The 25,678-nt window shown below is 67.8% G+C and carries 22 protein-coding genes; 12 read left to right on the forward strand and 10 right to left on the reverse strand.

What is annotated here, in order from left to right; genetic code table 11:
- Positions 1-125: 125 nt before the first annotated feature.
- On the reverse strand, positions 126-1,763 hold the full coding sequence (locus tag AB0H88_RS51510) for an ABC transporter substrate-binding protein (RefSeq protein WP_357657449.1): 1,638 nt from the start codon (positions 1,761-1,763) through the stop codon (positions 126-128).
- 484 nt (positions 1,764-2,247) lie between these two features.
- On the opposite strand from AB0H88_RS51510, the gene AB0H88_RS51515 reads away from it, so the two are divergent.
- The 3 genes from AB0H88_RS51515 (at position 2,248) to AB0H88_RS51525 (ending at position 4,378) form a co-directional block, all read left to right on the forward strand.
- On the forward strand, positions 2,248-3,180 hold the full coding sequence (locus AB0H88_RS51515) for an ABC transporter permease (protein ID WP_357657451.1): 933 nt from the start codon (positions 2,248-2,250) through the stop codon (positions 3,178-3,180).
- A complete protein-coding gene (locus AB0H88_RS51520) occupies positions 3,173-4,069 on the forward strand; it encodes an ABC transporter ATP-binding protein (RefSeq protein ID WP_357657453.1) in 897 nt (298 codons plus the stop codon). Before AB0H88_RS51515 ends, AB0H88_RS51520 begins: the two co-directional genes overlap by 8 nt.
- Positions 4,070-4,222: 153 nt before the next feature.
- Positions 4,223-4,378, forward strand: coding sequence for a hypothetical protein (locus AB0H88_RS51525; protein WP_357657455.1), 156 nt, complete (start codon positions 4,223-4,225; stop codon positions 4,376-4,378).
- 473 nt (positions 4,379-4,851) lie between these two features.
- On the opposite strand, the gene AB0H88_RS51530 is transcribed toward AB0H88_RS51525, so the two are convergent.
- Both AB0H88_RS51530 and AB0H88_RS51535 read right to left on the reverse strand, forming a co-directional pair.
- A complete protein-coding gene (locus AB0H88_RS51530) occupies positions 4,852-5,973 on the reverse strand; it encodes a hypothetical protein (protein ID WP_357657456.1) in 1,122 nt (373 codons plus the stop codon).
- Positions 5,974-6,364: 391 nt separating this feature from the next.
- Entirely contained in the window at positions 6,365-7,687 is a 1,323-nt protein-coding gene (locus AB0H88_RS51535) for a lysine 2,3-aminomutase (RefSeq protein WP_357657458.1), read from the reverse strand.
- Between the two features lie 175 nt (positions 7,688-7,862).
- Here AB0H88_RS51535 and AB0H88_RS51540 point away from each other — a divergent pair, with 175 nt between their 5' ends.
- The 5 genes from AB0H88_RS51540 to AB0H88_RS51560 all read left to right on the forward strand — a co-directional run bounded on the left by AB0H88_RS51540 (position 7,863) and on the right by AB0H88_RS51560 (position 15,141).
- A complete protein-coding gene (locus tag AB0H88_RS51540; RefSeq protein WP_357657459.1) occupies positions 7,863-8,432 on the forward strand; it encodes a DUF1707 domain-containing protein in 570 nt (189 codons plus the stop codon).
- A gap of 133 nt (positions 8,433-8,565) precedes the next feature.
- Positions 8,566-9,591: a phosphate acyltransferase PlsX gene (gene plsX / locus AB0H88_RS51545; protein WP_357657461.1), complete on the forward strand. Its 1,026-nt coding sequence runs from the start codon at positions 8,566-8,568 to the stop codon at positions 9,589-9,591.
- Positions 9,592-9,622: 31 nt separating this feature from the next.
- The gene (locus tag AB0H88_RS51550) at positions 9,623-11,980 is read left to right on the forward strand and encodes an HAD-IC family P-type ATPase (RefSeq protein WP_357657462.1); all 2,358 of its coding nucleotides are present in this window, start codon (positions 9,623-9,625) and stop codon (positions 11,978-11,980) included.
- Positions 11,977-13,704, forward strand: coding sequence for an arginine--tRNA ligase (gene argS, locus AB0H88_RS51555; protein ID WP_357657463.1), 1,728 nt, complete (start codon positions 11,977-11,979; stop codon positions 13,702-13,704). Before AB0H88_RS51550 ends, argS begins: the two co-directional genes overlap by 4 nt.
- Before the next feature lie 93 nt (positions 13,705-13,797).
- On the forward strand, positions 13,798-15,141 hold the full coding sequence (locus AB0H88_RS51560; protein WP_357657464.1) for a hypothetical protein: 1,344 nt from the start codon (positions 13,798-13,800) through the stop codon (positions 15,139-15,141).
- Here AB0H88_RS51560 and AB0H88_RS51565 read toward each other — a convergent pair.
- Entirely contained in the window at positions 15,138-15,518 is a 381-nt protein-coding gene (locus AB0H88_RS51565; protein WP_225302506.1) for a cell division protein SepF, read from the reverse strand. The genes AB0H88_RS51560 and AB0H88_RS51565 overlap by 4 nt on opposite strands.
- Positions 15,519-15,682: 164 nt before the next feature.
- On the opposite strand from AB0H88_RS51565, the gene AB0H88_RS51570 reads away from it, so the two are divergent.
- Positions 15,683-16,447 carry a PhzF family phenazine biosynthesis protein gene (locus AB0H88_RS51570; RefSeq protein ID WP_357657466.1) on the forward strand — a complete coding sequence of 255 codons (765 nt, stop codon included), beginning with the start codon at positions 15,683-15,685 and terminating at the stop codon, positions 16,445-16,447.
- 204 nt (positions 16,448-16,651) lie between these two features.
- Here AB0H88_RS51570 and AB0H88_RS51575 read toward each other — a convergent pair whose 3' ends face one another.
- A complete protein-coding gene (locus tag AB0H88_RS51575; RefSeq protein WP_357657467.1) occupies positions 16,652-17,134 on the reverse strand; it encodes a nucleoside deaminase in 483 nt (160 codons plus the stop codon).
- Positions 17,135-17,464: 330 nt separating this feature from the next.
- Between AB0H88_RS51575 and AB0H88_RS51580 the strand changes: the two genes are divergently transcribed.
- A complete protein-coding gene (locus AB0H88_RS51580) occupies positions 17,465-17,965 on the forward strand; it encodes a DUF3592 domain-containing protein (protein ID WP_357657469.1) in 501 nt (166 codons plus the stop codon).
- A gap of 32 nt (positions 17,966-17,997) precedes the next feature.
- Here the strand turns inward: AB0H88_RS51580 and AB0H88_RS51585 are convergent, their stop codons facing one another.
- From AB0H88_RS51585 to AB0H88_RS51600, 4 genes are all read right to left on the reverse strand, one after another.
- Positions 17,998-18,180, reverse strand: coding sequence for a hypothetical protein (locus AB0H88_RS51585; protein WP_357657471.1), 183 nt, complete (start codon positions 18,178-18,180; stop codon positions 17,998-18,000).
- Between the two features lie 234 nt (positions 18,181-18,414).
- The gene (locus AB0H88_RS51590; RefSeq protein WP_357657472.1) at positions 18,415-19,167 is read right to left on the reverse strand and encodes an ABC transporter permease; all 753 of its coding nucleotides are present in this window, start codon (positions 19,165-19,167) and stop codon (positions 18,415-18,417) included.
- Positions 19,164-20,255: an ATP-binding cassette domain-containing protein gene (locus tag AB0H88_RS51595; RefSeq protein WP_357657473.1), complete on the reverse strand. Its 1,092-nt coding sequence runs from the start codon at positions 20,253-20,255 to the stop codon at positions 19,164-19,166. Before AB0H88_RS51595 ends, AB0H88_RS51590 begins: the two co-directional genes overlap by 4 nt.
- Complete coding sequence (locus AB0H88_RS51600) at positions 20,252-21,718, reverse strand: alpha/beta fold hydrolase (protein ID WP_357657474.1); 1,467 nt, start codon at positions 21,716-21,718, stop codon at positions 20,252-20,254. The genes AB0H88_RS51595 and AB0H88_RS51600 overlap by 4 nt, the downstream gene beginning before the upstream one ends.
- Positions 21,719-21,926: 208 nt before the next feature.
- On the opposite strand from AB0H88_RS51600, the gene AB0H88_RS51605 reads away from it, so the two are divergent.
- On the forward strand, positions 21,927-23,012 hold the full coding sequence (locus AB0H88_RS51605; protein WP_357657475.1) for a sensor histidine kinase: 1,086 nt from the start codon (positions 21,927-21,929) through the stop codon (positions 23,010-23,012).
- 538 nt (positions 23,013-23,550) lie between these two features.
- Positions 23,551-24,189, forward strand: coding sequence for a response regulator transcription factor (locus AB0H88_RS51610; RefSeq protein WP_357657477.1), 639 nt, complete (start codon positions 23,551-23,553; stop codon positions 24,187-24,189).
- A 468-nt stretch (positions 24,190-24,657) separates the two neighbouring features.
- Here AB0H88_RS51610 and AB0H88_RS51615 read toward each other — a convergent pair whose 3' ends face one another.
- Positions 24,658-25,311, reverse strand: a complete 654-nt coding sequence (locus AB0H88_RS51615; RefSeq protein WP_357657479.1) for a class I SAM-dependent methyltransferase — start codon at positions 25,309-25,311, stop codon at positions 24,658-24,660.
- Positions 25,312-25,678: the final 367 nt, after the last annotated feature.

Here is a 25,678-nt window from a genome sequence, read left to right on the forward strand (position 1 = left end):
TCAAGCCTCCCGTACATGCCAAGAAGGCAGTCGCCGGGACCTGGGGTTCTCACGGCCCCCAATGACTGCCTTCGTGGCGGGCTCTCGAGGGGTGGGCGGCTAGGCGCCCACCCCAGCGAACAGCGTCAGGCCTTCTCGACGTCGGCCCACTCAACCTGGTTGAGCAGGTTGATCTTGACGTTCTTGACCTTGGTCGAGTACCCCGAGTTGTTACGGTAGAAGTACACAGGGATGTACGGAAGGTCCTTGATGAGGATGTCGTCCGCCTGCTGGTAGAACTTCAGCCCCTCCTCGGGAGTCGCCGCCTGGTCGCCCTTGGCGACCGTCTCGTCGAACTCCTTGTTGGAGTAGCCCGCGTAGTTCGAACCGGTCTTGATGGCGCCGGTCGAGAAGATCGGGGTCAGGTAGTTCTCGGCGGACGGGTAGTCGATCGCCCAGCCCATCCGGAACATGCCCTTGTATTCCTTCTTGTCGAGGGCGTCAAGGATGCTCGCGAACTTCTCGAACGGCTTGACCGTCACCTCGACGCCGAGGTTGGCGCGGAGGTTGTTGGCCGCGGCCTCGATCCACTCCTTGTGGCCACCGTCGGCGTTGTAGCCGAGCTCCAGCTTCGCCGGGCCCTTGGCCGCGGCGTACTGCTCCTTGGCCTTGGTCGGGTTGTACTGGCAGGCCTGGCAGGCGCCCTGGCGGTAGCCGTCGATGGCCGGGTTGATGAAGTCGTCAGCCGGCGAACGGGTGCCGGAGAAGACCGTCTCGGCGATGGTCTTCCTGTCGATGGCCATCGAGATGGCCTCGCGCATCTTGACGTCCTTGTACTCGTCGTTGTACTTCAGCGGGAAGCCGATGTACCCGACGCCGGCGTCAGGCTGGTCCTGGTAGCGGTCACCGAGCGCCGTCTTGGCGCTGGAGATCGCCGAGGCGGGCAGCGAGTCGTGGATGTCGACGTTGTCGGCCTGCAGGTCGTTGTAGGCCGTCTCGGAGCTGTTGTAGAGCTTGAACTGAAGCTTGGTCCAGCCGGCCGGCTTCTTGGCCGGGTACTTGTCGTAGACCGACAGGTCGATGGACTGGTCGGTGCCCTTCTTGTAGGGCTTGTCGAGCTTGAACAGGCCCTGGCCGATCGGCTTCTCGCCGTACTCCGCCGTCACCTTGCCGTCGGCGCCGAAGGCGGTCTTGGGCAGCGGGTAGAACGCGGTGTAGCCCAGCATGGTCTTGAACTGGGAGAACGGCGCGGTGAGCGTGACCTGCAGCGTCGAGTCGTCGACCGCCTTGAGGCCCTTCATCTCCTTGGTGGTGACCTGCTTGCCCTCGCCAGGGTTGAGGTCGGCGTAACCCTCGACGCGGCCGAAGAAGTAACCGGCGCCCTGGGCGTTGTCCTGGTTGGCCGCGTAGTTCCACGCGTCGACGTAGTTCTGCGCGACGACAGGCTGGCCGTCCTGCCACGTGTAAGGCTTGAGCTTGATCGTCCACACCTTGTTGTCGGTGCTCTCGATCGACTCGGCCGCCGCCAGGACGACCTGCTTGTTCTCGTCATAGTTGACGAGCGGCTCGAACACCGCAGCGAGGACTTCAGCGCCCTCGGACTCCGTGGTGTTCGACGGGACCAGCAGGTTCTGCGGCTCGCCCAGTTCCATGCGGACCGGCGTGTCGCCGCCTCCGCTCGACGCGGGGTTACCGGTCGTGGATCCGCCGCCGCCACACGCGGCGACCGCGAGGGCTAGCAGCGCGGTACCGGCGACGATCTGTGCGCCCTTAGTAACACGCATGGTAAAAAGATTCCTCCCTCAAACAGGTGGGCGTAAGCGCTGAGCTGCGATGATCGTGAGCAGCCTGACGGGGGTGCCTTGTCGTCCCCCGGGTTTGGCTGACCTGGTCAAACCAGCCGACGCCCTGCCAGTCGATCGCGACTATCCCTTACTACTTGCCACCAGGGAGTCTCTGGCGCGTTGCAGTTCGGTCACACGTGCGCTTATCCAACGTCACAGTCATTTCTCGCATAGAGCACTAAAGCCACCGAAGAACCTCTAAAGCGGACACTACGGGACGTGAACAGCTGATGAAAAATACCCCCTTGGCGCCACTGGTCGCGCCCTAGCCGCCATCCCGCGTGTCGCTGAGCTACGGTTGAGCGAGTCTTGGCATGCCCTGGTACCAGCCTTGGAACCGGTCATCGCGGGACACCGTCCAACAGTCTGTCGCGAACCGTCGCGGCAGACACCTCAACGAGCCGGATCCAATAGAGTCCTTGCCATGAGCCAGCCGGAATCCGCTGTAGCGGACGCCCAGGCGGGCGGCCGAAGCGGAGAGCCGCTGGCCAAGCTCGCCCAGAGATACGGGCTTCGCCGTGCCATCGCGCGGCCGAGGTTTCCTGTCTACGTGCGCCAGCTGTGGGAGCGCCGACACTTCATCCTGACGTACGCGACCTCGCGCAACGTCTCGAAGTACTCCAACTCGGCTCTGGGCCAGCTGTGGCAGGTCCTGACCCCGCTGCTGAACGCCGCCATCTACTTCCTGATGTTCGGCCTGATCCTCGGCGGCGGCAAGAACATCGAGAACTACACGGCCTTCCTGCTGACCGGGATGTTCGTCTTCACCTACACGCAGCGGACGGTGACCGCCGGGGCCAAGTCGATCTCGGGCAACCTCTCACTGATCCGGGCGCTCCACTTCCCCAGGGCCTCTCTGCCGTTCGCCTACACGATCCAAGAGCTCCAGCAGCTCGCCATCTCCATGGGCGTGCTCCTGGTGCTGGTGGCGGCCACCGGCGAATGGCCCACGTGGTTCTGGTTGATGATCCCGGTCGTGCTGCTGTTGCAGACGCTGTTCAACATCGGCGCCGGCCTGGTGATCGCCCGGCTCGGCTCCTCGATGCGCGACCTCAACCAGCTGCTGCCGTTCATCACCCGCACCTGGCTCTACGCCTCGGGCGTCTTCTTCTCCATCCAGGACAAGGTCGTCGGCTCCGCGAAGCTGCCTCAGTGGGTGGCCAACGTGATGTATCTCAATCCCGCGGCCTCCTACATCGAGTGGATGCGCGACATCCTCATCAAGACCTACCATCCGGAGAACGGGCACAATCCCCCGATGATGGTGGTTCTGTCATGCGTATTCTGGGCAGTGTTCGCACTCGGCTTCGGCTTCTGGTACTTCTGGCGAGCTGAGGAGAGGTACGGGCGTGGCTGAACTGACCAAGGAGCTGTCACAGGTGAAGGGCCAGGAGCCCGCCGTCCCCGGCGAGGTCGTCCCCAAGGCGGACGTCCCCAACAAGGACGTCAGGGTGCATCCCAACCCGGCCCCCGCCGGCAAGCGGCCCCTGGACGTCCCCACGGGCACGCCTACAGTCATCGTCGACGATCTCCACATCGTCTACCGGGTCTACGGCGCGGCCAGCGACAACGAGAAGGGCAACGCGGTCAACGCCCTCACGCGGCTGGTCAAGCGCCAGGGTCGCCCGCAGATGAAGGAGGTGCACGCCGTCAAGGGCGTGTCCTTCGTCTCCTATCACGGCGACGCGATCGGCGTCGTCGGCCGCAACGGCTCGGGCAAGTCCACGCTGCTGCGCGCCATCGCCGGCCTCCTGCCGCCGCACTCGGGCGCCGTCTACACCGACGGCCAGCCGTCGCTGCTCGGCGTCAACGCGGCGCTCATGCGCGAGCTCACGGGCGAGCGCAACATCGTGCTCGGCTGCTACGCCATGGGCATGAGCCCGAGCGAAGTCAGGGAGAAATACCAGGAGATCGTCGACTTCTCCGGCATCGATGAGTTCGTCCAGCTGCCGATGTCCACCTACTCCTCCGGCATGGGCGCCCGGCTGCGCTTCGCCATCTCCTCGGCCAAGACGCACGACGTACTGCTGATCGACGAGGCCCTGGCCACCGGCGACCGCGAGTTCCGCAAGAAGAGCGAGGAACGCATCAAGCAGATCCGCGAGTCGGCGGGCACGGTCTTCCTCGTGGCCCACGACCTCAGGGTCATCGAGGAGACCTGCAACCGGGTCATCTGGCTGCACAAGGGCAAGATCAAGATGGACGGCGACCCCAAGGAAGTCCTCGCCGCCTACAACAAGGGCTGATCCCCGCCGCTCCCGCGGACGCCGCTGTCAAGCGTCCGCGGTTCTGTCATGCCCGCGCGACTCGCGGGGCAAATGACTGACAGCGTGGCCGGCGTTCCGATATGATTCGAACGTTGTTTCGATACGAGGACGCCGATGGAGTGGGAGCGCGCGATGGGAGAGCTAGCGGCGGCGATCGACCATCTGGCCGTCGAGGACGTGGCAGACGTTCCCCGGGCCCAACTGACCGAGCAACTCATCGACCTCCACTGGCAGATGGCCAGGCTGCAGGCCCAGATAGGCCGCCGCACCGGCGTCCGCCTGCCGTAGAGGCACCTGTCGCGGACATGAAGATGCCGCCGGCCCCGGAGATCCGGGACCGGCGGCGGGCGCGACTCACGCGGCGCCACAGCCCTGCAGTGTGACGCCGCGCGAGCGCGACCCATGCCAGGGCGCGTCCGCCCGGGCCGGCCAGAAGACCACCCGCTCTCGCGGGCGGCTTGTGACATATGCGCGACGGCCGTGTCGAACACCCCGGCACCGTTGGGGGCTCGCCGACCGGCCACGCCGGTTCTGTGGCGGTGTGTCCCACGTTCAGGGGACGCACCGACCCTCGACCATCTGTCCTGCCGGACGCGCCGTCTCGTCGCCGTCGTGGCCCGTTCCCGAGCGCACGCACCTATGCCACTCACGAACCTCCACCACGGTTCGAACGGCCGGCATCCGAAAGGCGCCTCGGCCAGATCGCCAGCAGGCCACGACCAGCCTCGGCCAGATCGCGGTCCCGCCGCGACCAGCCTGGGTCAGATCGCCATCACACCGCGATCAGCCGTGCGGGAGAAGCCCGAGACAGCGTCCGTCGTCGCCTTGGCGGTCCCCGCGAGCGGGGTCACCGTGTCGCCGAAGCTCCCGGCGGCCTTCGTCCCGTAGGTCGAGACCGCGTGGGACGCGTCCTCGACGAGCGGGGCGATCTCGTCGGTGGACGCGACCGGCTCGGCCAGGCGCGCGGCACCGGGCACTCCACCCATACGCGCGCGCTCGCCCGTAGGCCGGTCCGTGCGCCGGTCGTTGAGCCGGTCCTCGAACCGGTTCTCGAGCTGGTGCTTCAGCCGGCTCTCGAACCGGTCCGTGCGCCCACCCGGACGTCCGTCCGCCTGGTCGCCCGCGCGGGCCTCCGCCTGGTCGCCTGCGTGGGCCTCCGCGTGGCCGCCTGTACGGGTGCTCGCATGCGCATGCGCCTCCGAGCCCCAGCCCCAACGCCTGTCCCTACGCCCGTCCCTGCGCCCATCCGCGCGCCAACCCGCGCCATCCATGGGGCCGCCCCTGGGCCCATCCGCGCGCCCGTCCATGGGACCGCCCTTAGGACCGTCCATGGGACCGCTCTTGGGACCGCTCTTGGGACCGTTCATGGGACCGCTCTTGGGCCCGTTCATGGGACCGCCCTTGGGCCCGTTCATGGGACCGCCCTTGGGAGCGTTCATCGGCCCGCCCTTGGGGCCGTTCATAGGCCCGTTCATGGGGCCGCCCCTGAGCCCGTCCAGGCGGCCGCCCCTGGGCCCATCCGCGTGCCGACCCGTGCGCTTGCTCGGCGGCGGGCTCATCAGTCGGCCGCCGAGGTACGGCGAGAGCTCCCCGGCGCCCTCGGCGGCGGCGCTCCGCTCGGGAATGGCTCGCAGAGCGGCCCCTTCGCCGGCGGAGCGCCCGGAGGTGGCTCGCGGAGCGGACACCTCGGTGTCGAGAACCCCACCGAGCTTGGCCCCGGCGGACAGGCCGTTCACACCGCCCAGACCCTGGATCGGGTCGCTGCCCCCCGGCAGGCTCCTGACCGCGGAGTAACGGGCCTCAGCTTGGGCGGCCGACGCGAACGACGCCGCGGCCAGCGCCAATCCCGCGACGGCGACCGCCGTCTTGATAATACGTTTCATGATTTGCCTTCCCGGCTCGTGATCGAGCGCTCTCGAATAAAGCTGAGATGCGTCTCGATAACCCCCGAATGCCGTGGCGTACACGCTATGGGCACCACACGAAGCGCGCCGTCCCGGCTGAGCTACTGACGCAGTTGTATCACCGCGGCCGACCGGGCGCAGGCCACGGAAACTCCACGTCATACGGGCTTCAGCGGCCCAGGAGCAATCATGGGAGGGGTGTCGAGTCGGGAGACAAATCGGGAAATAGCCGGGGTGTATGTCCGACATTCCGTTGACGTCACCCGCATTCAGAAGAGGCACCCCGACGGCCCGTCGACAACGGTCGGGAAAACAATTGTCACGGGCCGGGGGCTCAATCTTTCCGCTTGCGGGGCACGCGCTTGACCGCTCAGGCCGGCACGAGCATGTCTTCCACGGAAACCTCGAACGGGAAACGATCGGCGAAGGCCGGGCGCAGGTCCGTCAGCCACACCGCCGACGGGTCGTACTCGGCGAAGAACGGCCGGCCGACCAGAGAGGGGTCGCGGGCCTGGATCAAGTGGAGCACGAACACCCGCCGACCGGCGATCTCCGTCACGCCGTCGACGCACACCTTCCCAGGGGTGGCCGACATGGAAGGCCCCCGGACGGTCCGGCAGAGCCCTGAGACCTTGGAGTAGGCCTCCCTGAAGATCTCGTACGCGCGGGCGAGCGGGACCGCGAAGTAGTCCTGCGGCCCGGTGTCGCGCTCGACGAACATGTAGTAGGGGATCATCCCCATGCCGTGCTGCCGCCGCCACATGCCCGACCATATGGCGGGATCGTCGTTGATCGACCGGATCAGTGGCGCCTGAGTCCTGATCGTCGCCCCGCTGCCGAGGATCCGCTTGACCGCGGACTCGACCAGCGGCGACTCCAGCTCGCGCGGGTGCGTGAAATGAGCCATGAACGCCAGGTTCTTTCCCGCGGCCACGACCTGCTCGAACAGTTCGAGCGTGGCGTCGGCGTCGGGGTCGGACACGAACCGCTGCGGCCAGTAGGCCAGCGCCTTGGTGCCGATCCGGATCGACTCCAGCTGCTCCAGGCCGATCAGCGGCTCGATGTACCGTCTGATCACCGGCTCGCCCATGATCATGGCGTCGCCGCCGGTGATCAGTACGCTGGTGACCTGGGGGTTCTGGCGGATGTAGGAGACCATCTGGTCGATGTCGTCGGAGGCGAACTTCAGGTCCGCGTCGCCGACGAACTGCGCCCATCGGAAGCAGTAGGTGCAGTAGGCATGACAGGTCTGCCCCTGCTTGGGGAAGATGAGCACGGTCTCGGGGTACTTGTGCTGCAACCCCGGCACCGGCTCCGCGCCGATCCGGGGGACGTTGAGCTCTTTCTGCCCAGCGGGGTGCGGGTTGAGCTGCGCGCGCACCCGGTTGGCCTCGGCCTGGAGCTCGGCGTTGGGTGCTTCGGCCTTCAGGAGGTCGGCCAGCCTCGCGACGTCCGCGGCCGGAAGCATGTCCTCCTGGGGAAAGACGAGGCGGTATATGGGATCGTCGGGCGCTGCCGACCAATCGATGAGCTCGTCCACGACGTAGGCGTTCGTCCGGAAGGGCAGCACAGTGGCGACGGCGCGTACCTTCAGCCGCTGCTCATCGTCGAGCCCCGCACGTCGCAGGAGCTCGTCGAGGTGCTTGGACGTGTACGCCTTGAAGCGGCGCGTGCCCGCCTGGTTCAAGATCACTAAGCCTTTCCCATCTTTTTTGTTCGATCCGCTGTAAACCTCTGGCGCCTGTCATGCGTCTACGGTTCTTATACCCGGACGCTATGCACGGCGTCCCCGGTTCCATTGGTCTCCAAGTTTTCGCTGAGGTTTGACCACTCGCGACATATCGCGACAGCGCATAGACTGAAAAACTGTGACCTCAGATCCCGTTCTGCGCGCCTCTGACGCCGACCGCGACCGCGTGGCCGCTGTGCTCGGTGAGGCCCTCGCCACCGGAAGGCTCACCAGCCTCGAACACGCGGACCGCCTCGACGCCGCCTACACGGCCAAGACCGTCGGAGAGTTGGCCCCCATAACCTCTGACCTGCCCGATGTGACGGCGCCAAACATCGGGGCCCTCGGAATCGAGCAGCAGACCATCGACTCGAAGTTCAGCAAGGTGATCAGGAAGGGCCGCTGGGTCGCCTCCCGCCACACCAGGTTGTCGGCGAGGTTCGGCGCGCTGATCATCGACCTGACGGACGCCGTGCTGCCCGGCCGGGAGATCACCATCGAGGCCGACGCCCGCTTCAGCAAGCTGATCGTGCTCGTGCCCGACAACGCCCAGGTGATCGACGAGGGCGGCTCCATGTTCGGCAAGCGCCACGTGAGCGGCGGCACGCGCGAGGACGGCCCGCTCATCCGGGTCACCGGCCGGTCGATGTTCTCCAAGGTCATCGTCTCGCGCGAGGTCTCCGACTGGAACCTGCGCAGCGTCGGCTGACCTGGCCACCCGCCGATCGGCCCGGCGCACGCCCTGCCTACGATGCGGACGGGGGCAAATGGGGGGCGACCGCAGCGCGACCGCGTTCCGGCCACGCCACAGGAACGCTCCGCGAGTCGTACGAGGTGACCTTTTGTCCGACACCAGGCCGATCGCGCTCGACGCCATGGGCGGCGACCACGCGCCGCACGAGATCGTGGCGGGGGCCGTGCACGCCGTGCGCGAGCGCGGGCTGGCGGTGGTGCTCGTCGGCTCGCCCAAGGTGCTCTACGAGGCGCTCGCCGACCACGACGCGACCAAGGAGATCCCCATCGTGCGGGCCGAGGAGGCCCTGGCGATGGACGAGGGCGCGCTGGCCAGCCTGCGCCGCCCCCGCTCCAGCATCGCGATCGCCTGCCATCTCGTACGGCGGGGCGACGCGTCGGCGGTGGTGTCCGCAGGCTCGACCGCCGGGATCGTGGCCACGGGCCGGCTCAGGCTCAAGGCCCAGCAGGGGGTGCTCCGGCCGGCCATCGCCGTCGCGCTGCCCACGCTGCCGAAACCCACACTGCTCCTCGACGCGGGCGCGAACGCTGAGGTCAAGCCGGAAATGCTTGTGCAGTTCGGGCATCTGGGGTCCGCCTACGCCGAGTTGGCATACGAGATCTCCAAGCCCAGGGTCGGCCTGCTCACGATCGGCAGCGAGGCCGAGAAGGGCACCAAGATCGTCAAGCGGGCCCACGAGCTGCTGCAAAGCTCCCCCGGCCTCGACTTCATCGGCAACATCGAGGGCCACGACCTGCTGAACGGCATCGCCGACGTGATCACCACCGACGGCTTCACCGGCAACGTCGCGCTGAAGACCATGGAAGGCGCGGTCCGCTACGCGTTCGCCGAGCTCAGGCGGACCATCGACGGCAGCAGGATGGCCAGGCTGGCGGCGTTCCTGCAGCGGTCCCGCCTGCGCGAGCTGCGCAGCCGCCTGGACGCCGAGGCCCATGGCGGGGCCGTACTGCTCGGGCTGAACGGGACCGTGGTGATCGCGCACGGCTCGTCCAGGGCGGCCGGCATCAGCGCCGCCTGCCGGCTCGCCGCCGACCTGTCGGCGCAGGGCGTCGTGGCGCGCATCGGCGACAGAATCGCGACCGCACACCGCCCGCATCGCCTGAGAACCCCATAGTCTGTGGCGGATCCACAAATCTGGGGGTTGTGTGGACGGCTTAACTTCAGCACAGGTCTCGGGGGCGAAGACCAACGATGTGCCGCGCCGGTCGAGCAGGTCGCTGGGCGCGATCATCAGAGCGAATGTCTTCACCCTGTTCAACCTGGTCATCGGGGTGCTCTGGGCGCTGGTCCTGATCTTCGGCGAGTGGCAGGACGGGCTGTTCGGGCTGGTCATCGTGGCAAACGCGCTGATCGGCATCGTGCAGGAGCTCCGGGCCAAGCGCACGCTCGACAAGCTCGCGGTGATCAACGAGGCACCGGTGACGGTCCGCCGCGACGGCCGCGACCAGGAGATCCCGCCCCGCCAGGTGGTGCTCGGCGACCTGATCCTGCTCGGGCCCGGCGATCGCCTGCTGGTGGACGGCGAGGTCGTCGAGTCCGACGGACTGGAGATCGACGAATCGCTCCTGACCGGCGAGGCCGACCCGGTGCACAAGCTGCCGGGCGACGAGGTGCTGTCGGGCAGCTTCGCCGTCGCGGGCTCGGGCGCGTTCGTCGCGACCAAGGTCGGCATCGACGCCTACGCCGTACGACTGGCCGAGGAGGCCAGCCGGTTTCACCTCGCGCGCTCGGAGCTGCGTGACGGCGTCACGAACTTCATCAAGTACATCACCTGGCTCGTCATCCCGATCGGCTCGCTGCTGATCTACAGCCAGCTGCGCAACTCGGCCGACTTCGGCACCGCCATCACCGGCGCGGTCGCCGGCATCGTCACCATGATCCCCGAGGGCCTGGTGCTGATGACCTCGATCGCCTTCGCGGTCGGCGTCGTACGGCTCGGCCGCCGCAGCTGCCTGGTCCAGGAGTTACCCGCGATCGAGGGCCTGGCCCGAGTCGACGTGCTCTGCCTCGACAAGACCGGCACGCTCACCGCGGACGGCATGGACCTCGGCGAGGTACTCCCCCTGAGCGACGGCCGGCCGATCCATGACGCGCTCGCCGCCCTGGCCAACGTGGACCACCGGCCCAATGCCACGGCCAAGGCCATCCAGTCCCGCTACCCCTCGGCGGCCGACGGGTGGGCGGCCGTCGACGTCGTACCGTTCTCCTCGGCGCGCAAGTGGAGCGGCGCCGACTTCGGCCCCCACGGGGTGTGGCTGCTCGGCGCACCCGACGTCCTGCTCGACGCCACCGCCGACGGCTACGAGCGGGCCGCCGAGCTGGCCTCCACCGGCACCCGCGTACTGGCGCTGTGCCGTACGGACAGCTTGAACGGTTTGAACAGCTTGAACGGCTTGAACGGCTTGAACGGCGTGGACGGCTTGGCGTCCGCAAGCTCGGCGGCCGCCGCCGGAAAGGCGGAGGCCGTCGCACTCGTCACGCTCAAGCAGCGCATCAGGCCCGACGCGCACGAGACCCTGCGCTACTTCGCCAAGCAGGGCGTCACGGTCAAGGTGATCTCCGGCGACAATCCTGACGCCGTCGCCGCGATCGCTACCGGCCTGGAGATTCCGGACGGCCATCGCGCGATCGACGCGCGTACCCTGCCGGCGGACGACCCGGCCAAGCTGGCCGAGCTGCTGGACACCCACACCGTGTTCGGCCGCGTCACCCCTCAGCAGAAGCGCGCCTTCGTCGGCGCGCTCCAGTCGCGCGGCCACACCGTGGCGATGACCGGCGACGGCGTCAACGACGTGCTCGCGCTGAAGGACGCCGACCTGGGCATCGCGATGGGCGCGGGCAGTCCCGCCACCAAGGCCGTCGCCCAGGTGGTGTTACTCGACGACAAGTTCTCCTCGCTGCCGCACGTGGTGGGCGAGGGCCGCCGGGTACTGGCCAACATCGAGCGGGTCTCGAACCTGTTCCTCACCAAGACGTTCTACGCGATCGCCCTGTCGCTGCTCACGGGGGTCCTCGGGCTGATGTTCCCGTTCGCGCCGCGCCATTCCACGCTGGTGAACGCCCTGACCATCGGCATCCCGGCGTTCGTCCTGGCGCTCGCGCCGACGCTCGAGCGCGCCAAGCCCGGGTTCGTGCCCCGGGTGCTGCGCTTCGCCGTACCCGCCGGACTGCTCTGCGCCGGCGCGGTGATCCTTTCGTTCTGGGCCGCGCACAGCGGCACCTCCACCCTGATCGAGGATCGTACGTCGGCGACCATCGCGCTCTTCCTCACCACCTGGTGGGTGCTCATCCTGATCACCAAGCCGCTCACCCTGGGACGGATCGCCATGATCGGCGCCATGGCCGGGCTGTTCGCGCTGGCCCTCGCGATCCCCTTCATCCGGCATTTCTTCGCCCTCGAACCCGGCGATCTGAGCAACGATCTGACCGCCGTCGGCATCTCCGTGGTGGCTGCCGCGGGCATCAGCGTGGCGGTCAAGGTCGCCGGTACCCTTAGACCATGACCGACCCGCAGACAGTGCTCACCGAGCGCGTCCAGCAGGCGCTGGCGCACGCGTTCGGCTCCGAGTACGCCGACGCAGATCCGCTGATCCGGCCCTCCCAGTTCGCCGACTTCCAGGCGAACGTCGCGATGAGCCTGGCCAAGCGACTGCGACGGGCGCCGCGGGAGGTCGCCGAGGCCATCGCGGCCGAGCTGTCCGACTTCCCCGGCACGGTCGAGGTCAGCGGTCCCGGCTTTCTCAACATCGCGCTCGACGACTCGTGGATCGAGTCCGAGGCGGCCACGATGCTCGACGACCCGCGCACGGGCGTCGGCTTCGCCACGCCCCCGCAGACCGTGGTGGTCGACTACTCCGCGCCCAACGCGGCCAAGGAGATGCACGTCGGTCACCTGCGCACCACGATCGTGGGCGACTCGCTGGCCCGCCTGCACGAGCACCTCGGCAACACCGTCATCAGGCAAAACCACCTGGGCGACTGGGGCACGCCGTTCGGCATGCTCATCGAGCATCTGCTCGACATCGGCGAGGAGGCCGCGGTCGCGCAGCTCGAAGCCGGCATGGGCACCGAGTATTACCAGGCGGCCAGGAGCCAGTTCGACGGCGGCGAGGAGTTCAAGGTCCGCTCGCGCAAGCGGGTGACCATGCTCCAGTCGGGCGACCCGGAGACCCTGCGGCTCTGGCACGTCTTCATGGACGCCACGATCCGCTACTTCAACAAGGTCTACGGCATGCTCGGCGTCACACTCACCGACGCCGACATCGCCGGCGAGAGCATGTACAACCCGATGCTCGAGAAGACCTGCCAGGACCTGGAGGCCGCCGGGGTCGCCGTGCTGAGCGAGGGCGCGCTCTGCGTCTTCCCGCCCGGCTTCACCGGCTCCGACGACAAGCCGCTGCCGCTGATCATCAGGAAGAGCGACGGCGGTTACGGCTACGCCTCCACCGACATGGCGGCGATCCGCTACCGGGTCGACGACCTCAAGTCCGACCGCATGCTCTACGTGGTGGGCGCCGACCAGGCGCTGCACTTCCGCATGGTGTTCGCGGCGGCCAAGCTGGCCGGCTGGCTGCCCGAAACGGCCTCGGCCGAGCACGTCCAGATCGGCATGATGCTGGGCAAGGACGGGCGCCGGTTCAAGACCCGGTCCGGCGAGTCGATCAAGCTGACGGACCTGCTGCAGGAGGCGGTCGACCGGGCCGCGGCGGCCATCGCCGACCGCGGCTACGACGAGACCGCGCGGGCCGAGATCGCGCACGCCGTGGGCATGGGCGCCGTGAAATACGCCGACCTGTCGATCAGCCACGACAGCGAATACGTCTTCGACTACGACCGCATGCTCGGGTTCAACGGCAACACCGGCCCGTACATGCAGTACGCGACGGCCCGGATCCGCTCCATCTTCCGCAAGGCGGGAGTGGCACCGGCCGACGCCACCGGCGACATAGTGCTCGGCCAGCCCGCCGAGCGCGCCCTGGCCCTCCACCTGCTGGGCTTCGGCGCACTGGTGGAGCAGGTCACGACCCTGTCGGAGCCGCACCGGCTCTGCGCCTTCCTGTTCGAGACCGCCAGCCTCTTCAGCACCTTCTACGAGGAGTGCCCGGTGGCCAAGGACGGGGTCGACGCCGAGACGAAGGCACACCGGCTCGCTCTCTGCGCGCTGACCCTGCGAGTCCTGGAAACGGGGCTCGATCTGCTCGGCGTACCGGTGCCCGAGCGCATGTAGCACGTGCGGGCGCGCCTCCACGTGGACGGCGCGCCCCCCGGCTAGGCTTTACGCGGTCATGGAACTGAGGCCACTATGGGGGAGTTCTCTGCCTTGAGCACGGACCTGACTGCCGACCCCCAAGCAGCAACCGAGCTGCACCGATATGCCGAGGCGCTGCTGTCTCACCTGGCCGCCAACGGCGTCGCGCCCCCGGCCCCGCCCGACTTTCCCGACAAACCTGGCTACTGGCTGCCACCCGCCGTCGAAGCGCTGGTGGCGATCCTCGCCGGTGACGACCCGCTGGCGCCGCTGAGCAAGGCGGCCGGGCGCGACCAGCAACAGACCGCGCTCTTCCTGGCTCTCGCCCTGGCCGTCGCGGGTCACGGCAGCCGCATCCACGCCTCCTGGCTCGGCACCGCCTTCGGCGACCTGTCGCTCGACCAACCGGTCACCCACGGTCAGCGCGCGCTCTGGCTGGCCGCGGCCAGGGGCGCCTACGGTCCCGCCGGGAAGATCTTCGTGCTCCGCAAGCTCGACGCGGTGGCCGTACCCGAACACGCGGACGCGGCGCAGTGGACGCAGGCGCTCCTACCCGGTGAGCCGTCGGTGGTCGTACCCCCTTCACTGCTCGACTTCCCGGAGATGGCGGAGCTCCCCGAACTCGCCAGACCCGTCCAAGCCGCCGCGCGGCTCGCCCGGCTGCGTGCCCGGTGCGCGGAGATCACCTCGACGCGGCAGGCCGAGCACGACTCCTCCACCCCGCTCACCAACAGCTCCGGCAGCCCCGCGGCCGCGTGGGAGGAGGACGAGCCGCTGGCCGTACTCCGCTCACTCATCGGACTCGGCGGCCCCGCGGGGCCGATGGCCGCGCTGAGCTCGCACCTCCTCGACGACCTGCGCCCCGGCGCCGACCCGCATCTGGCGGCGCTCGCCCTGCACGTGGCCGGCCCGATCCTGCGCGGCGTCGCGGAGGAGCTCGAGTCCGACAGCCGGCTCGCGCCGCCCGACACGGTGACCGTGTCACTGCTCGGCCACCACATCGAGCTGCATCCCGAGGGGCCGGAGGATGCCTCGCTCGCGGCGGCCGAACGCGAGATCGTGGCCCAGGGCACGATGCGGCGACGGCCGCCATGGGCGGCCGTCGCGCTGATCGTGGCGGGGGTCGGTCTCCTCCTCGGAGCGCTGCTGGCCGACGGGCTGGGGGTGCCCGTGCTCGCCGCACCGGGGGTGGCACTGCTCGGCCTGGCGGGCTGGCAACTCTGGCGGCGCCGCAAGGCCGTTGAATCGGACGCCCGCTACGTGGCCGCGCAGATCGCCGAGCTCAAGGAGCTGGCCGATGGCGCGGTGTGGGCGCTGCACGGATACGCGCGTGAGGCGGTCATGCGTGCGGAACAGGCCGCGGACGACTCGGCCGAGCTCACCCGGCTGATCCGTCGCGGCCCGCGCGCGGCCTAGGAGCTCTCGATCTCCACGTGGGCCGGCGCGAGCAGGAACACGCGGTCGGCGATGCGCTCGATCCGACCCTCACAGCCATAGGCCAGGCCGGCTGCGAAGTCGACCATCCTGGTCGCCTCCGGCATCGGCATGCCCGTCACGTCCATGATCACCGTCTGGCCATCACGGAAGTGCTGCCCGATCATCGGCGCGTCGTTGTACTTGAGCGGCTGAACCATCACGATTCGTGACGAGTCGGCGGTCGAACGCCAGCGCCTCGCCGCCCGCTCCGTCGCCGGCATGTACTCCTCTTCGTACTGCTCGTCGTCGTAGCCGTCGTCGTAGTGGTCGATCCCGCCCAGGCCAAGGTAGCTCACCACCTTGCGCACTGCCCCCATCGGCTTGTCCTTTCCTCAGGAACTCACCTCAATCGGCACGTCCCACCATTGGACGTTAACCGACGACGAGAAGTTCGCCGTGCGACACGCCCACAACTAATTCCATTTTGTACGGCTAGCGGCCAGGTATCACCTGGATATCTCTCCCCCGATACCCTCGATACATGCGCGTGTTCACTGTAGATGCCTTCACCGACACTTCTTTCCGGGGCAATCCGGCCGCAGTGTGCCTGCTGGAGTCTCCCTCTCCCGAGTCATGGATGCAGGCAGTCGCCACGGAGATGAACCTGTCGGAGACCGCCTTCCTGCTCGGTGATTCGCTGCGCTGGTTCACCCCCACGGTCGAGGTCTCCCTCTGCGGCCACGCCACACTGGCCACCGCACATGTGCTCTATTCCACAGGTGCGGCCGGCGGTCAGCTGGAATTCAGTACGGCCAGCGGAACACTCACCGTGAATCGCATGGCCGACGGCATGATCACGATGGATTTCCCGGCGAAGGAAGTGTCGCCGGCAGCCGTTCCCGACGGCTTGGAAAATGCACTCGGAGCTGCACCGGTGCAGGTCGGGAGGAGCAATCTCGACCTGGTGGTGGAGCTGGAATCGGAGGCGACGATACGTTCCCTCAAACCCGACATCGCGGCACTGGCCACCATCCAGGCCCGTGGGGTGATCGTCACGGCGCTGGGCTCGTCGACCGACTTCGTGTCCCGCTTCTTCGCCCCGAACGTGGGGGTGCCGGAAGACCCGGTGACGGGCTCGGCACACTGCGCGCTGGCCCCTTATTGGGGACAGCGGCTGGGGCGGGACACCATGGTAGGTGCGCAACTGTCGGCCAGGGGCGGACTGGTGCACGTGCGGTTGGACGGGGATCGCGTACACCTGGCGGGGCGAGCGGTCACGGTGCTGTCAGGGGAACTACACGTCTGACGGGAAGAGCGGACCGTTGGCAGGGACCCGCACGCTTGACGGGACCTGCACGCTTGACGAGACCTGCACGCTTGACGAGACCTGCACGCTTGACGAGACCTGCACGCTTGACGAGACCTGCACGCTTGACGGGACAGACGTGCCGAGCCCGTATCGCGGACACCCGGGGACCGCTGTGACAGCGACGTCGGTACCGGGCGGACCTCAGCCGGCGGAGCTGTGACGACGGCGGTGCAGCTCCCGTACCTGGGCCGCAAGCTCCGGCACCGGCCCCTCCACCACGGCCCCTGGAACGACCTGCTGGATCGGCAGTGTCCGCACCGGCGGCGCGGGAACACCCAACTCGGCCAGCCACCCGGCAAGCTGCTCCGACGAACTCGCGTACACGATGCGCCCCAGCCCAACCCATCCATGCGCGGCCGCACACATCGGGCAGTGCTCCCCAGAGGTGTAGACGGTCGCGGCCGCCCTTTCCTCAACCGTCATATGCGCTGCGGCCCACCGGGCCAGCTCAAACTCCGGATGCCGAGTATGGTCGCCGCCGGCCACGCGGTTGTGATCCTCGGCGAGCACGATCCCATCAGTGGACACGAGCACGGACCCGAACGGCTCATCTCCCACCTCCAGCGCCTCCGTCGCCAACTCCACACATCGCCGCAGGTGCCGCAGGTCGGTTTCGGTCGTCACAGTGCTTCTCCCGGAGTTCTGATCTTCGAGCTCCATGCTAGGGCTTCGGGATGTGACCCCTCTCAGTGCATCGGTGTCAGCTCACGAGGCCAGGGCGGCGGCTGGCGCCGTGCGCCGCCGCTCCCGTACGGGACCGGCCAGGGTGAGCAGGTGCGCGCGCTCCACGTCGTCGAGGCGCAGCGCTGGAACCTCGCCTCGGTCAGCATGATCACTTGAGACTGCTCAGGTGGCTGAGCGGGTTCGCGTAGGGAGTCCACCGCTACACCGCCGACGGGAACCCATGGTTCGCCGAAACGTTCTAACGTGCAGACCAACCCGAGGAGATCTGCGTTGAAAGACCTGTTCCAGTACGCCCCGTTGCTGTTCGTGGCATTTGGATTAGTGCTCATTCTGGTTTCGATCAGAGGGATCATCAACGGCAAGCGATTCGTACGGCAGGCGCAGCGAGTGCAAGGCGTGGTCAGCGACGTTCGGACCAGGTTCACGGGACGAGGCGAGCACTTACGGGCGAACCAGTGGCCGGTCCTGACCTTCACGACACTGGAGGGGCGAGAGATCACCACCGAGGCGGCGACCACCTCCGACCTCGGCACCGGCGACGAGACCGAGGTGCTCTACGACCCACAGGACCCGACCACGGCCATGCCCGCGGAGAACACCGGCGGCAGCTACGGCGGCATAGTCGCTGGGCTCATCGCGATCGTGATCGGCGTGGTCTTCTTCTTCTTCGGCTTCTGGGACGGCGGTAGTAAGAGCGGGTGCGAGCTCCAGCGCCCCGATGGCTCCTTCGAGAGCGTCGCCTGCCCGCCCGGCATCGGAATCGGCGGATGACCGCCTCCAGGCCGTGGGCTGCCAGTGCCGCGTCAGGCCACGTTCGTCCTCTTGACGATCCTGCGTAGGCGCTCGTCATGGGTGTAGCGGTTGCGCCAGGCGGTGTAACGGCGGATCATGCTGCCCTGCTCACGGTGGGAAACGTGGTCGGTGCCGTTGAGAGTGAACTCGCGCAGCGGGGTGAACTGGGCTTCAACGAGTGAGCCCCGTTTCATCTGGTGAATGCGCCGTATCAGTCCCGACGAGGTGACTCGCGTTCATAGCCGCCCCACCTGACAACCAAAGGGCCTGTGTCCTCAGCGGGTTGAGCAGGCGCCGCTCACAGCAGAAGCGCCCCGCACGATTGACGATACGGATGATCGGTGCGGTCTCGATCGTGTTGCTCCCTTCCGGCAAGCGATCCGCCGCGTAGGCCCTTCCGGCAAGGCGATCCGTTCGGTCAGCTGTGGTCAGGCGTCGCGACGCGTGATCGCCAGGGTTGCCGCTAGGAGGGAGATCACGACATAACTCGTGAGGATGGTGGTGGCCGAGACGGGGCCGAAGCCGCCAGAGTCGGGAACGCCGGCCAGTTGCCTCGTCAGCGATGGGACCGCCAGGGAGCTCATCCAGTCGTTCCAAGGAGCGGGGAGGAAGCGCTCAATCCCGGTCGGTACCAGCAGGAGGGCGACCAGCCCGATGAGCGCTCCCGGTGTCGACCGCAGGATCGTGGCCAGGCCCAACCCCATCACCGCGGCGACTGCGGACCCGGTGCCTGTCGCCAGCACCTCGGCCAAGGCGGCCGGTTCGGAGAACGAGGCGCCGATCGGGCGCCCACCCACCACTGCCTGTGCGGTGAAGTATGTGGCGAACGCCACCACCTGGCCCGCGACCGCGGCTACGCCGGCCACGACGGCAGCCTTGGCCAGGAGGACCATCCACGGGCGCCGGACCGTGGTCAGCGTCAGCCTGATCATGCCGGTGCCGTACTCGCCGGAGATGGCGAGCACGCCCAGCATGCCGAAGAGTATGGGGGTGATGTCGGCGCTGAAGCTGAGCCCGGTGCCGACGGGCTCCCCGCCGAAACCGTTGGTGTCGAAGTAGTGCGAGATCGAGAAAGCGGCGAAGCCGGTGAGCGCCAGGGCCGAGAGCGTGGCGGCCAAGACGTAGTACGTGGATCGGAGCGAGCGCAGCTTGAGCCATTCCGACGCGACAAGGTTGATCATTGGGTTATCTCCATGAAGGCTTCTTCCAGCGACGTCCGGCGCGGCGCCAACTCGTGGACGGCGCAGCCGTTCGCCAGGGCGACGTCGCCTATGGCAGCCGCGGGCAAGCCGGACACCAGCAACTCCCCACTGACCTGGGAGAGGAAGGCCGGAGACGCGGCGATTTCGCTCGCGGCGGGCACGCCCGTCCTCTGCACGGGGCCCCCGCCCGTCCTCTGCATGGGGCCCGTCTTCTGCACGGGGCTCGTCTTCTGCACGGGGCCCCCGCCCGTCTTCTGCACGGGGGGCGCGCCCGTCTTCTGCACGGGGGGCGCGCCCGTCTTCTGCTCGGGGCCCACGCTCGTCTCCTGCGCGGGGCGCACGGTTGCCCCAGCGGCTTCGAGCACCCTGGCCAAGCGGTCCGCATGGGGCGATCGGACTAATACGCCCTCTTGAAAGCGCGCCAGGAGCTCGGCTGTCGTGGTGTCCTCGATCAGCTGACCGTGGCCGATGATGATGAGCCGGTCGGCGGTGAGGGACATCTCGGTCATCAGATGGCTCGACAGCAGGACGGTGCGCCCTTCGGCCGCCAGCGATCTCAGCAGCGTCCTGAGCCAGCGGATTCCGTCGGGGTCGAGGCCATTGACCGGCTCGTCGAGAATGAGCACGCCCGGGTCGCCGAGCAGCGCCGCCGCGATGCCGAGCCGCTGCCGCATCCCGTGGGAGAACCCAGCGATTCGCTTACGCGCCGCTCCGGCCAGGCCCACCTCCTCGAGAACTTGTACGACCCTGCCGCGCGCGATCCCGCCGGCATACGCCAGCGCTTGGAGGTGATCGAATGCGCTGCGCCCGCCCTGCACCTCGGCGGCGTCGAGCATGGCACCGACCTGACGCATGGGATCATGAAGGTCGCGCTTGCATACGCCGTTGATCAACGCCTTGCCCGACGTGGGCGCATGAAGGCCGAGGATCACTCGCATGGTGGTGGACTTGCCGGCCCCGTTATGCCCGAGAAAGCCCGTGACCTGTCCGGGCTTGACGTCGAACGTCAGTCCCGAGACTGCCCGCGTGGAGCCGTACACCTTCGTCAGATCTGCGACTTCGATCATTTTCCCACCCGTTGGATGCGTTCGGCGGGACAGCGCGTGCCCTGGGCGGGCAGCGCGCCCGTTGTCAGGTAGGTGAAGACGTGCCGCCGCAGGCAGGTGTTGGTCGCCCATGACGCGTGGCCGTCGCCGTGCCACAGGACCTGCGCGGAAGGAATCTGCTCAGCGACGTGGTGCTGCCCGAGATAGTTGGTGTTGTTGTCGAGCTCCCCGATCGCGAAGAGGATCGGTGGGACGTCCTTGACGCGCAACGGGTGCGGCGCCCAGGACGCGCCGCCGCTGCGCCCCCAGCACCGCCCGAGCTCGAAGCGTCCCTCGATCCAGCCGAACCTCGGTGCGATTTCACGGAGTCTGGCCTCGATGCTCTGGAACTCCTCGTACGTCGGCAGGTTCGGCATGAAGTCGTTGCACAAGGAGTCTTGGCTCACGGACGAGCCGCCCTGATCCGGCGCCAGCTTTGTCAGGAAGTCTCCGGCGTCGCCGTCGAGGGCCTTGCGCAGGGCGGTCGCGAACAGCGGCCAAAGCGCCGGGTTGATGCCCTTGACCGCGCCTGCGTACAGCTGCCCCTCGTACACCGTTCGTCCGGCCGACGCCGGTAGGGGCGCGCGGCGCGCTCTTGCGGCCAACTCGTCCCATGCCTTGCCCGCATCCCTGCCGTGCAGGGCGCAGTCGGTGCGGCCGGCACACCAGTCACGGAAGCGGGTGAGATGTCGCTCCTGCGTCCGTGCATAGTTACGCAACCAAGGCTCGAGCCCCTGCTGGGTGTGATCGGCGGTTCCGTCGAAGTACATTCGGCCGACCCGCTGCGGGAACAGCTCCAGATAGGCCTGGGCGTAGACGGTTCCGTAGGAGTTGCCCGCGTAGATGAGTTTGTCCTGACCGAGTGCGGCGCGTAGCGCGTCGATGTCGTGTGCCACATTCCACGCCGTCATGCTGTACCACGCCGACTTGGCCATTTTGCGGCAGCTTGCTTGATGGGCGGCGTTCTTGGCGGCGTGGGCGTCCCAGTCCTGCTTCGTCCGCGCCGGGATCAAGCCGTAGACGGAGGCATCTGGCTCCGCGCAACTCACTCTTTTGCCGCTCTGGGGCTCGGACAGCCCACGCGGGTCGATGGCGATGACGTCGAACCGGCGCTGCAGCTCGTTGAGCAGGACCGGTAGTTCCGGTGGGGTATCGGGATCGGTTTTCCGCCTGAGCACTGATGTGCTGGTGCCCGGACCCCCGAAGTTAACGATCAGTGGCCCCATGCTCGTGCCCGTCGCGGGCAGTTTGGCCACATGCACCGAGGTCTTGGGCCCGCCCGGATCGGCCCAGTCCACCGGAACGACCAGCTCGGCGCAGCGCAAGCCGTCACCACACTCCTTCCAGACGAGGCGATACGCCCGCGCCGAGGCCAGCGCGATGCCGCCGAATGACACGGCGAGGCAGGCGGCGAGGCACAGGGCGATGAGTCCGCGTCGATTCATGCGGGCCACGATGCTGCACGGCGGCGGGTGCGCACATCGGAGCCAGATCCGATCTTGCCTATCCGACCAGGGTCGTACGGTGCAGGCCTGCGAGAGCGGAGTACGACTGCGGTCTGACGGCCCGTGCTCCGATTCGCCCGCGCTCGTTCATCGATAACGTCGGGCCGTGAACCTGCTCGCCCGACGGCCCTCGCACAGGCTGCTCATTATGGCCGACACCGTTGTCGCGGTGCTGCTCGCGCTGGCGTCCACGATGAATCCGCCCGGCCTGGAGGTGAGCACCGTGTCAGCGTTGAGCTGCTGGCTGCTCGCGATACCGGTGGCGGTGCGGCGGATCTGGCCGGAGTCCGCGCACTACGGTGCGCTCATGGGCGGCCTCCCGGTGCTCGCGCTGCAGGCGAACCGGCTGATGCCTGTCATGGTGGCGGCCTTGACCGTCTACCTGGTGGCGTGCACCCGGCCCGCACGGCGTTCGGCGATCGCCCTCGTGGCGGCCCTGCTCGTCTCCGGAGGCGCCCTGCTGGCCTCGGCGATGAGCACAGCACCACGGACGGACGGCTGGCCGGACCCCGTCTTTGTCGTCGGCATGGCCTGGCTCGTCCTGACAGCGAGCTGGAGCCTCGGCACGACAGCGCGCACCCGCCGTGAGTTCGCCGCGCGCGAGGCCGGGAGGCAGGCCGAGAAGGCAGTGGTCAATGAGCGCCTGCGGATCGTACGTGAACTGCACGACGTCGTCGCCCATTCGATGAGCATGATCACTGTCAAGGCAGGGGTGGCGGCCAAGGTCATGGACAAACACCCAGAGGAAGGGCGCGAGGCGTTACGGGCCATCGAGGAGATCGGGCGCAGCTCGCTCACGGAGATGCGCCAGTTCCTCGGCGCGCTGCGCGCACCCGGCAGCGCACCCGACAACGCGCCGCTGCCCGGCCTCGCCGACCTGCCGTCGCTGGCACACCGGGCAGCCGAGGCCGGCGTGCGCGTCGACCTCTCGGTGAGCGGGGCCGTGCCCGAAAGCATGGAATTATCCGTCTACCGCATCGTGCAGGAGGCGATCACCAATGTCGTCAGACACGCCGCTCCCGCCCATTGCCGGGCCAGCGTGTCGGTCATCGATGGGATATTGAGCATCTCCGTCGTCGACGACGGGGCGGGGCAGCGACGACTGCCGGGCGAGGCGGGCGGACACGGTCTCACGGGTATGCGCGAACGAGCAGCGCTGAACGGCGGCACCTTCGAGGCCGGGCCTCTGCCAGGGAGCGGGTTCGGGGTGTACGCATCATGGAAGATCCCTTGACCGCCCCGGCTCATCCCGATCACCAGAGATCGCGACGTACGGCTCCACTGACCGCCTCGGCTCACCCCGGTCACCAGAAATCCCGGCGTACAGCTCCGCCTCGCGTCGGATTCCCGGGACCCTATGGTGGACGGCGCCATGCTCCGGGCGGCGCCATCCCTCAGCGTGCTTGGGCTCTGGGGAGCTTCGCCACACCCGTGCGACGCAGCTCGAAGACGGCGATGTCCCGGGACAGCGGCGGATCTGTGGAGAGTGTCCCGGCGAGTGGCGTTAAGTCGGCAGTGGAGGGACCGTTCCGGCTGGTAAGCGCAGTGCCCGCCACCTGCGTTCGACCACGCTCCCACCGTTTGCCGGACCGTCCCGATCTGTGCGCGAGCGCCAGGGGTTGATCCGCCATGGTGCGCGCAATGGTGGATCGTGAGCGTAAGTCGGCATCCGTGGTGTTGAGTGGCATAAAGACAGAAGGCGGCGTCGACTGGGACAGTGCCCAGCGGATCAGGCCAAGCCCGCTGATGGTGGGCGTGTTGTGGGAGATCTCTTGATTCGAGTGCTCGTCGCCGACGATCAGGCACTGCTGCGTGGCAGCTTCCGTTTGCTGATCGACTCGGAGGACGATCTCACCGTGGTCGGGGAAGCGGCCGACGGACAGCAAGCGGTGTCGCTCGTGCGGACGGAGTCTCCCGATGTGGTGCTCATGGACGTCAGGATGCCGGAAATGGACGGCATCACCGCGACCAAGCAGATCGCCAGGGATACCCGGGTGCTCATCTTGACTACATTCGACCTCGATGAGTACGTCTATTCAGCGCTGCGGGCAGGCGCCAGCGGATTCCTGCTCAAGGACGCACCCCCCGACGATCTTCTGAAGGCGATCCGGGTGGTCGCGTCGGGCGAGACGCTACTCGCGCCGAGCGTTACTACGCGATTGATCGCGGAGTTCGTCCGGCGGCCGGCCCAGCCGGTCTTCCACGGGCTCGACAAGTTGACGGATCGGGAGCGCGAAGTGCTCACTTTGATCGCCCACGGACTGTCCAACGCTGAGCTGAGCGACCAGCTCCGGCTAAGCCCTGGGACCGTGAGGACTCATATCAGTCGCCTGCTGGCCAAGCTGCAAGCCCGAGACCGCGCCCAACTCGTCATCGCCGCCTACGAAGCCGGCCTGGTCACACCGCGTTAGCTCAGGTGATGGACGCCGTGGAGCTGAGCCCGGATGCGTCAATTCAGGTGCTGGACACGGTGAAGCTCGGATGCGTCAACTCAAGTGCCGGACACGGTGAAGCTCGGACGCGTCATCGCACTCCCGTCGAGGAGCCGCCAACGCTTGAGTGGGAAGCCGCATTATCGCCGAGGGCCAGTAACGCCTGAATGCGGACATCGCGCTACCGTCGAGGAGACGTTAACGGCTGGGCGTGGGCATCACGAGTTGCTGCCGCTGACACCCACGATGACGGGCGACCGTCCACTCGAGCGCGTCCCCTGTCGACCTCCAGTCGGCCTGGATCTGTGTGCCTGCGGTCTTGGGGCAGGTCGCAGTTATTGAGAGGCGTTTCGTGGCGCATTCGGGCAGCGGGCGTGCCCGTTCCGTGCCAGGCCGCCCGCGTACCCGCCCGTCTGGTGTGTGGTATCGGGGCCTATCGTGCGCGCATCAGCACATGTCGGCGGTTTGTCTGCGCATCAGCAAGTGGCCGCGGCGGAATCGTTCATCCTCCAAAGGCTCGCGCAGCATCCGCGCCACCTCGACGAACTCTTCCTTGCGGGCCAGGTCGGCCAAGTCGTCGATCGGCCACCGGTAGGCCGGCGTGACCTTATGGTCGAACTGCAGCACCGGACCGCCCTCGGATTCGAAGAAGCCGAGCAGGAGGTAACCACCCGGGGCCAGCACTCGGCGGAACTCGGCAAAGTACGGCGGCAGCGACGGTGGCGGGATGTGGATGACGGAGTACCAGGAGAGCAGACCGCCCAGCTCGCCGTCGGCCACATCGAAGGCGCCCATCGAACCGACCTCGAAACGCAGGTCAGGATGGTCTTTGCGGGCGATGTCGATCAGTGCGGGAGACAGATCGACGCCGAAGGCGTCCAGCCCGAGGTTACGCAGGTGTGCCGTCATGTACCCGGGACCGCAGCCGGCCTCGGCGACGGGCCGGGGTCCGGCGGCCCGTACGAGTTCGGCGAACGCGGCGACTATCGAGCGATCCAGTGGCAGGCGGTCAAGTGAGTCTCGGGCGAGATCGGCGTAGAGGTCGGCGACAGCGTTGTAGGCGTCCGCGGTCGCGGTCAGGTAGGGGGAGGATTCGGCCATGGCGGACGACTCTAGTTCATCGGCCGACAAAGGTCGTCGATCAACGACCGGTCGGCGCGTCCGTCCCATGCCGGTCGGCGTTACGGTCCCAGCGCGCCGCGGCCCTTAGCCCCGAACAGCCCCAACGGACTACAGCCCTTCCGCGGCCCTTAAGCCGCCAACCGCCCGCCCCAGCGGGCCGCTACAGTCCTTCCACATCTGGCCCGCCACGGTCCTTATCTGGCCCGCCACGGTCCTTCCCCGCACCTACCCACACCCCACCCACGCGTCCAACCCCGTAACGCAGAAAAGGGCCCCACGCGTATGCGTGGAGCCCAATCCCGACAATCAAAGATTGTCCGGCGGTGACCTACTCTCCCACACCCTC

It is taken from the genome of Nonomuraea sp. NPDC050680 (assembly GCF_040654555.1).
In the GTDB taxonomy this organism is placed as follows: Bacteria; Actinomycetota; Actinomycetes; order Streptosporangiales; family Streptosporangiaceae; genus Nonomuraea.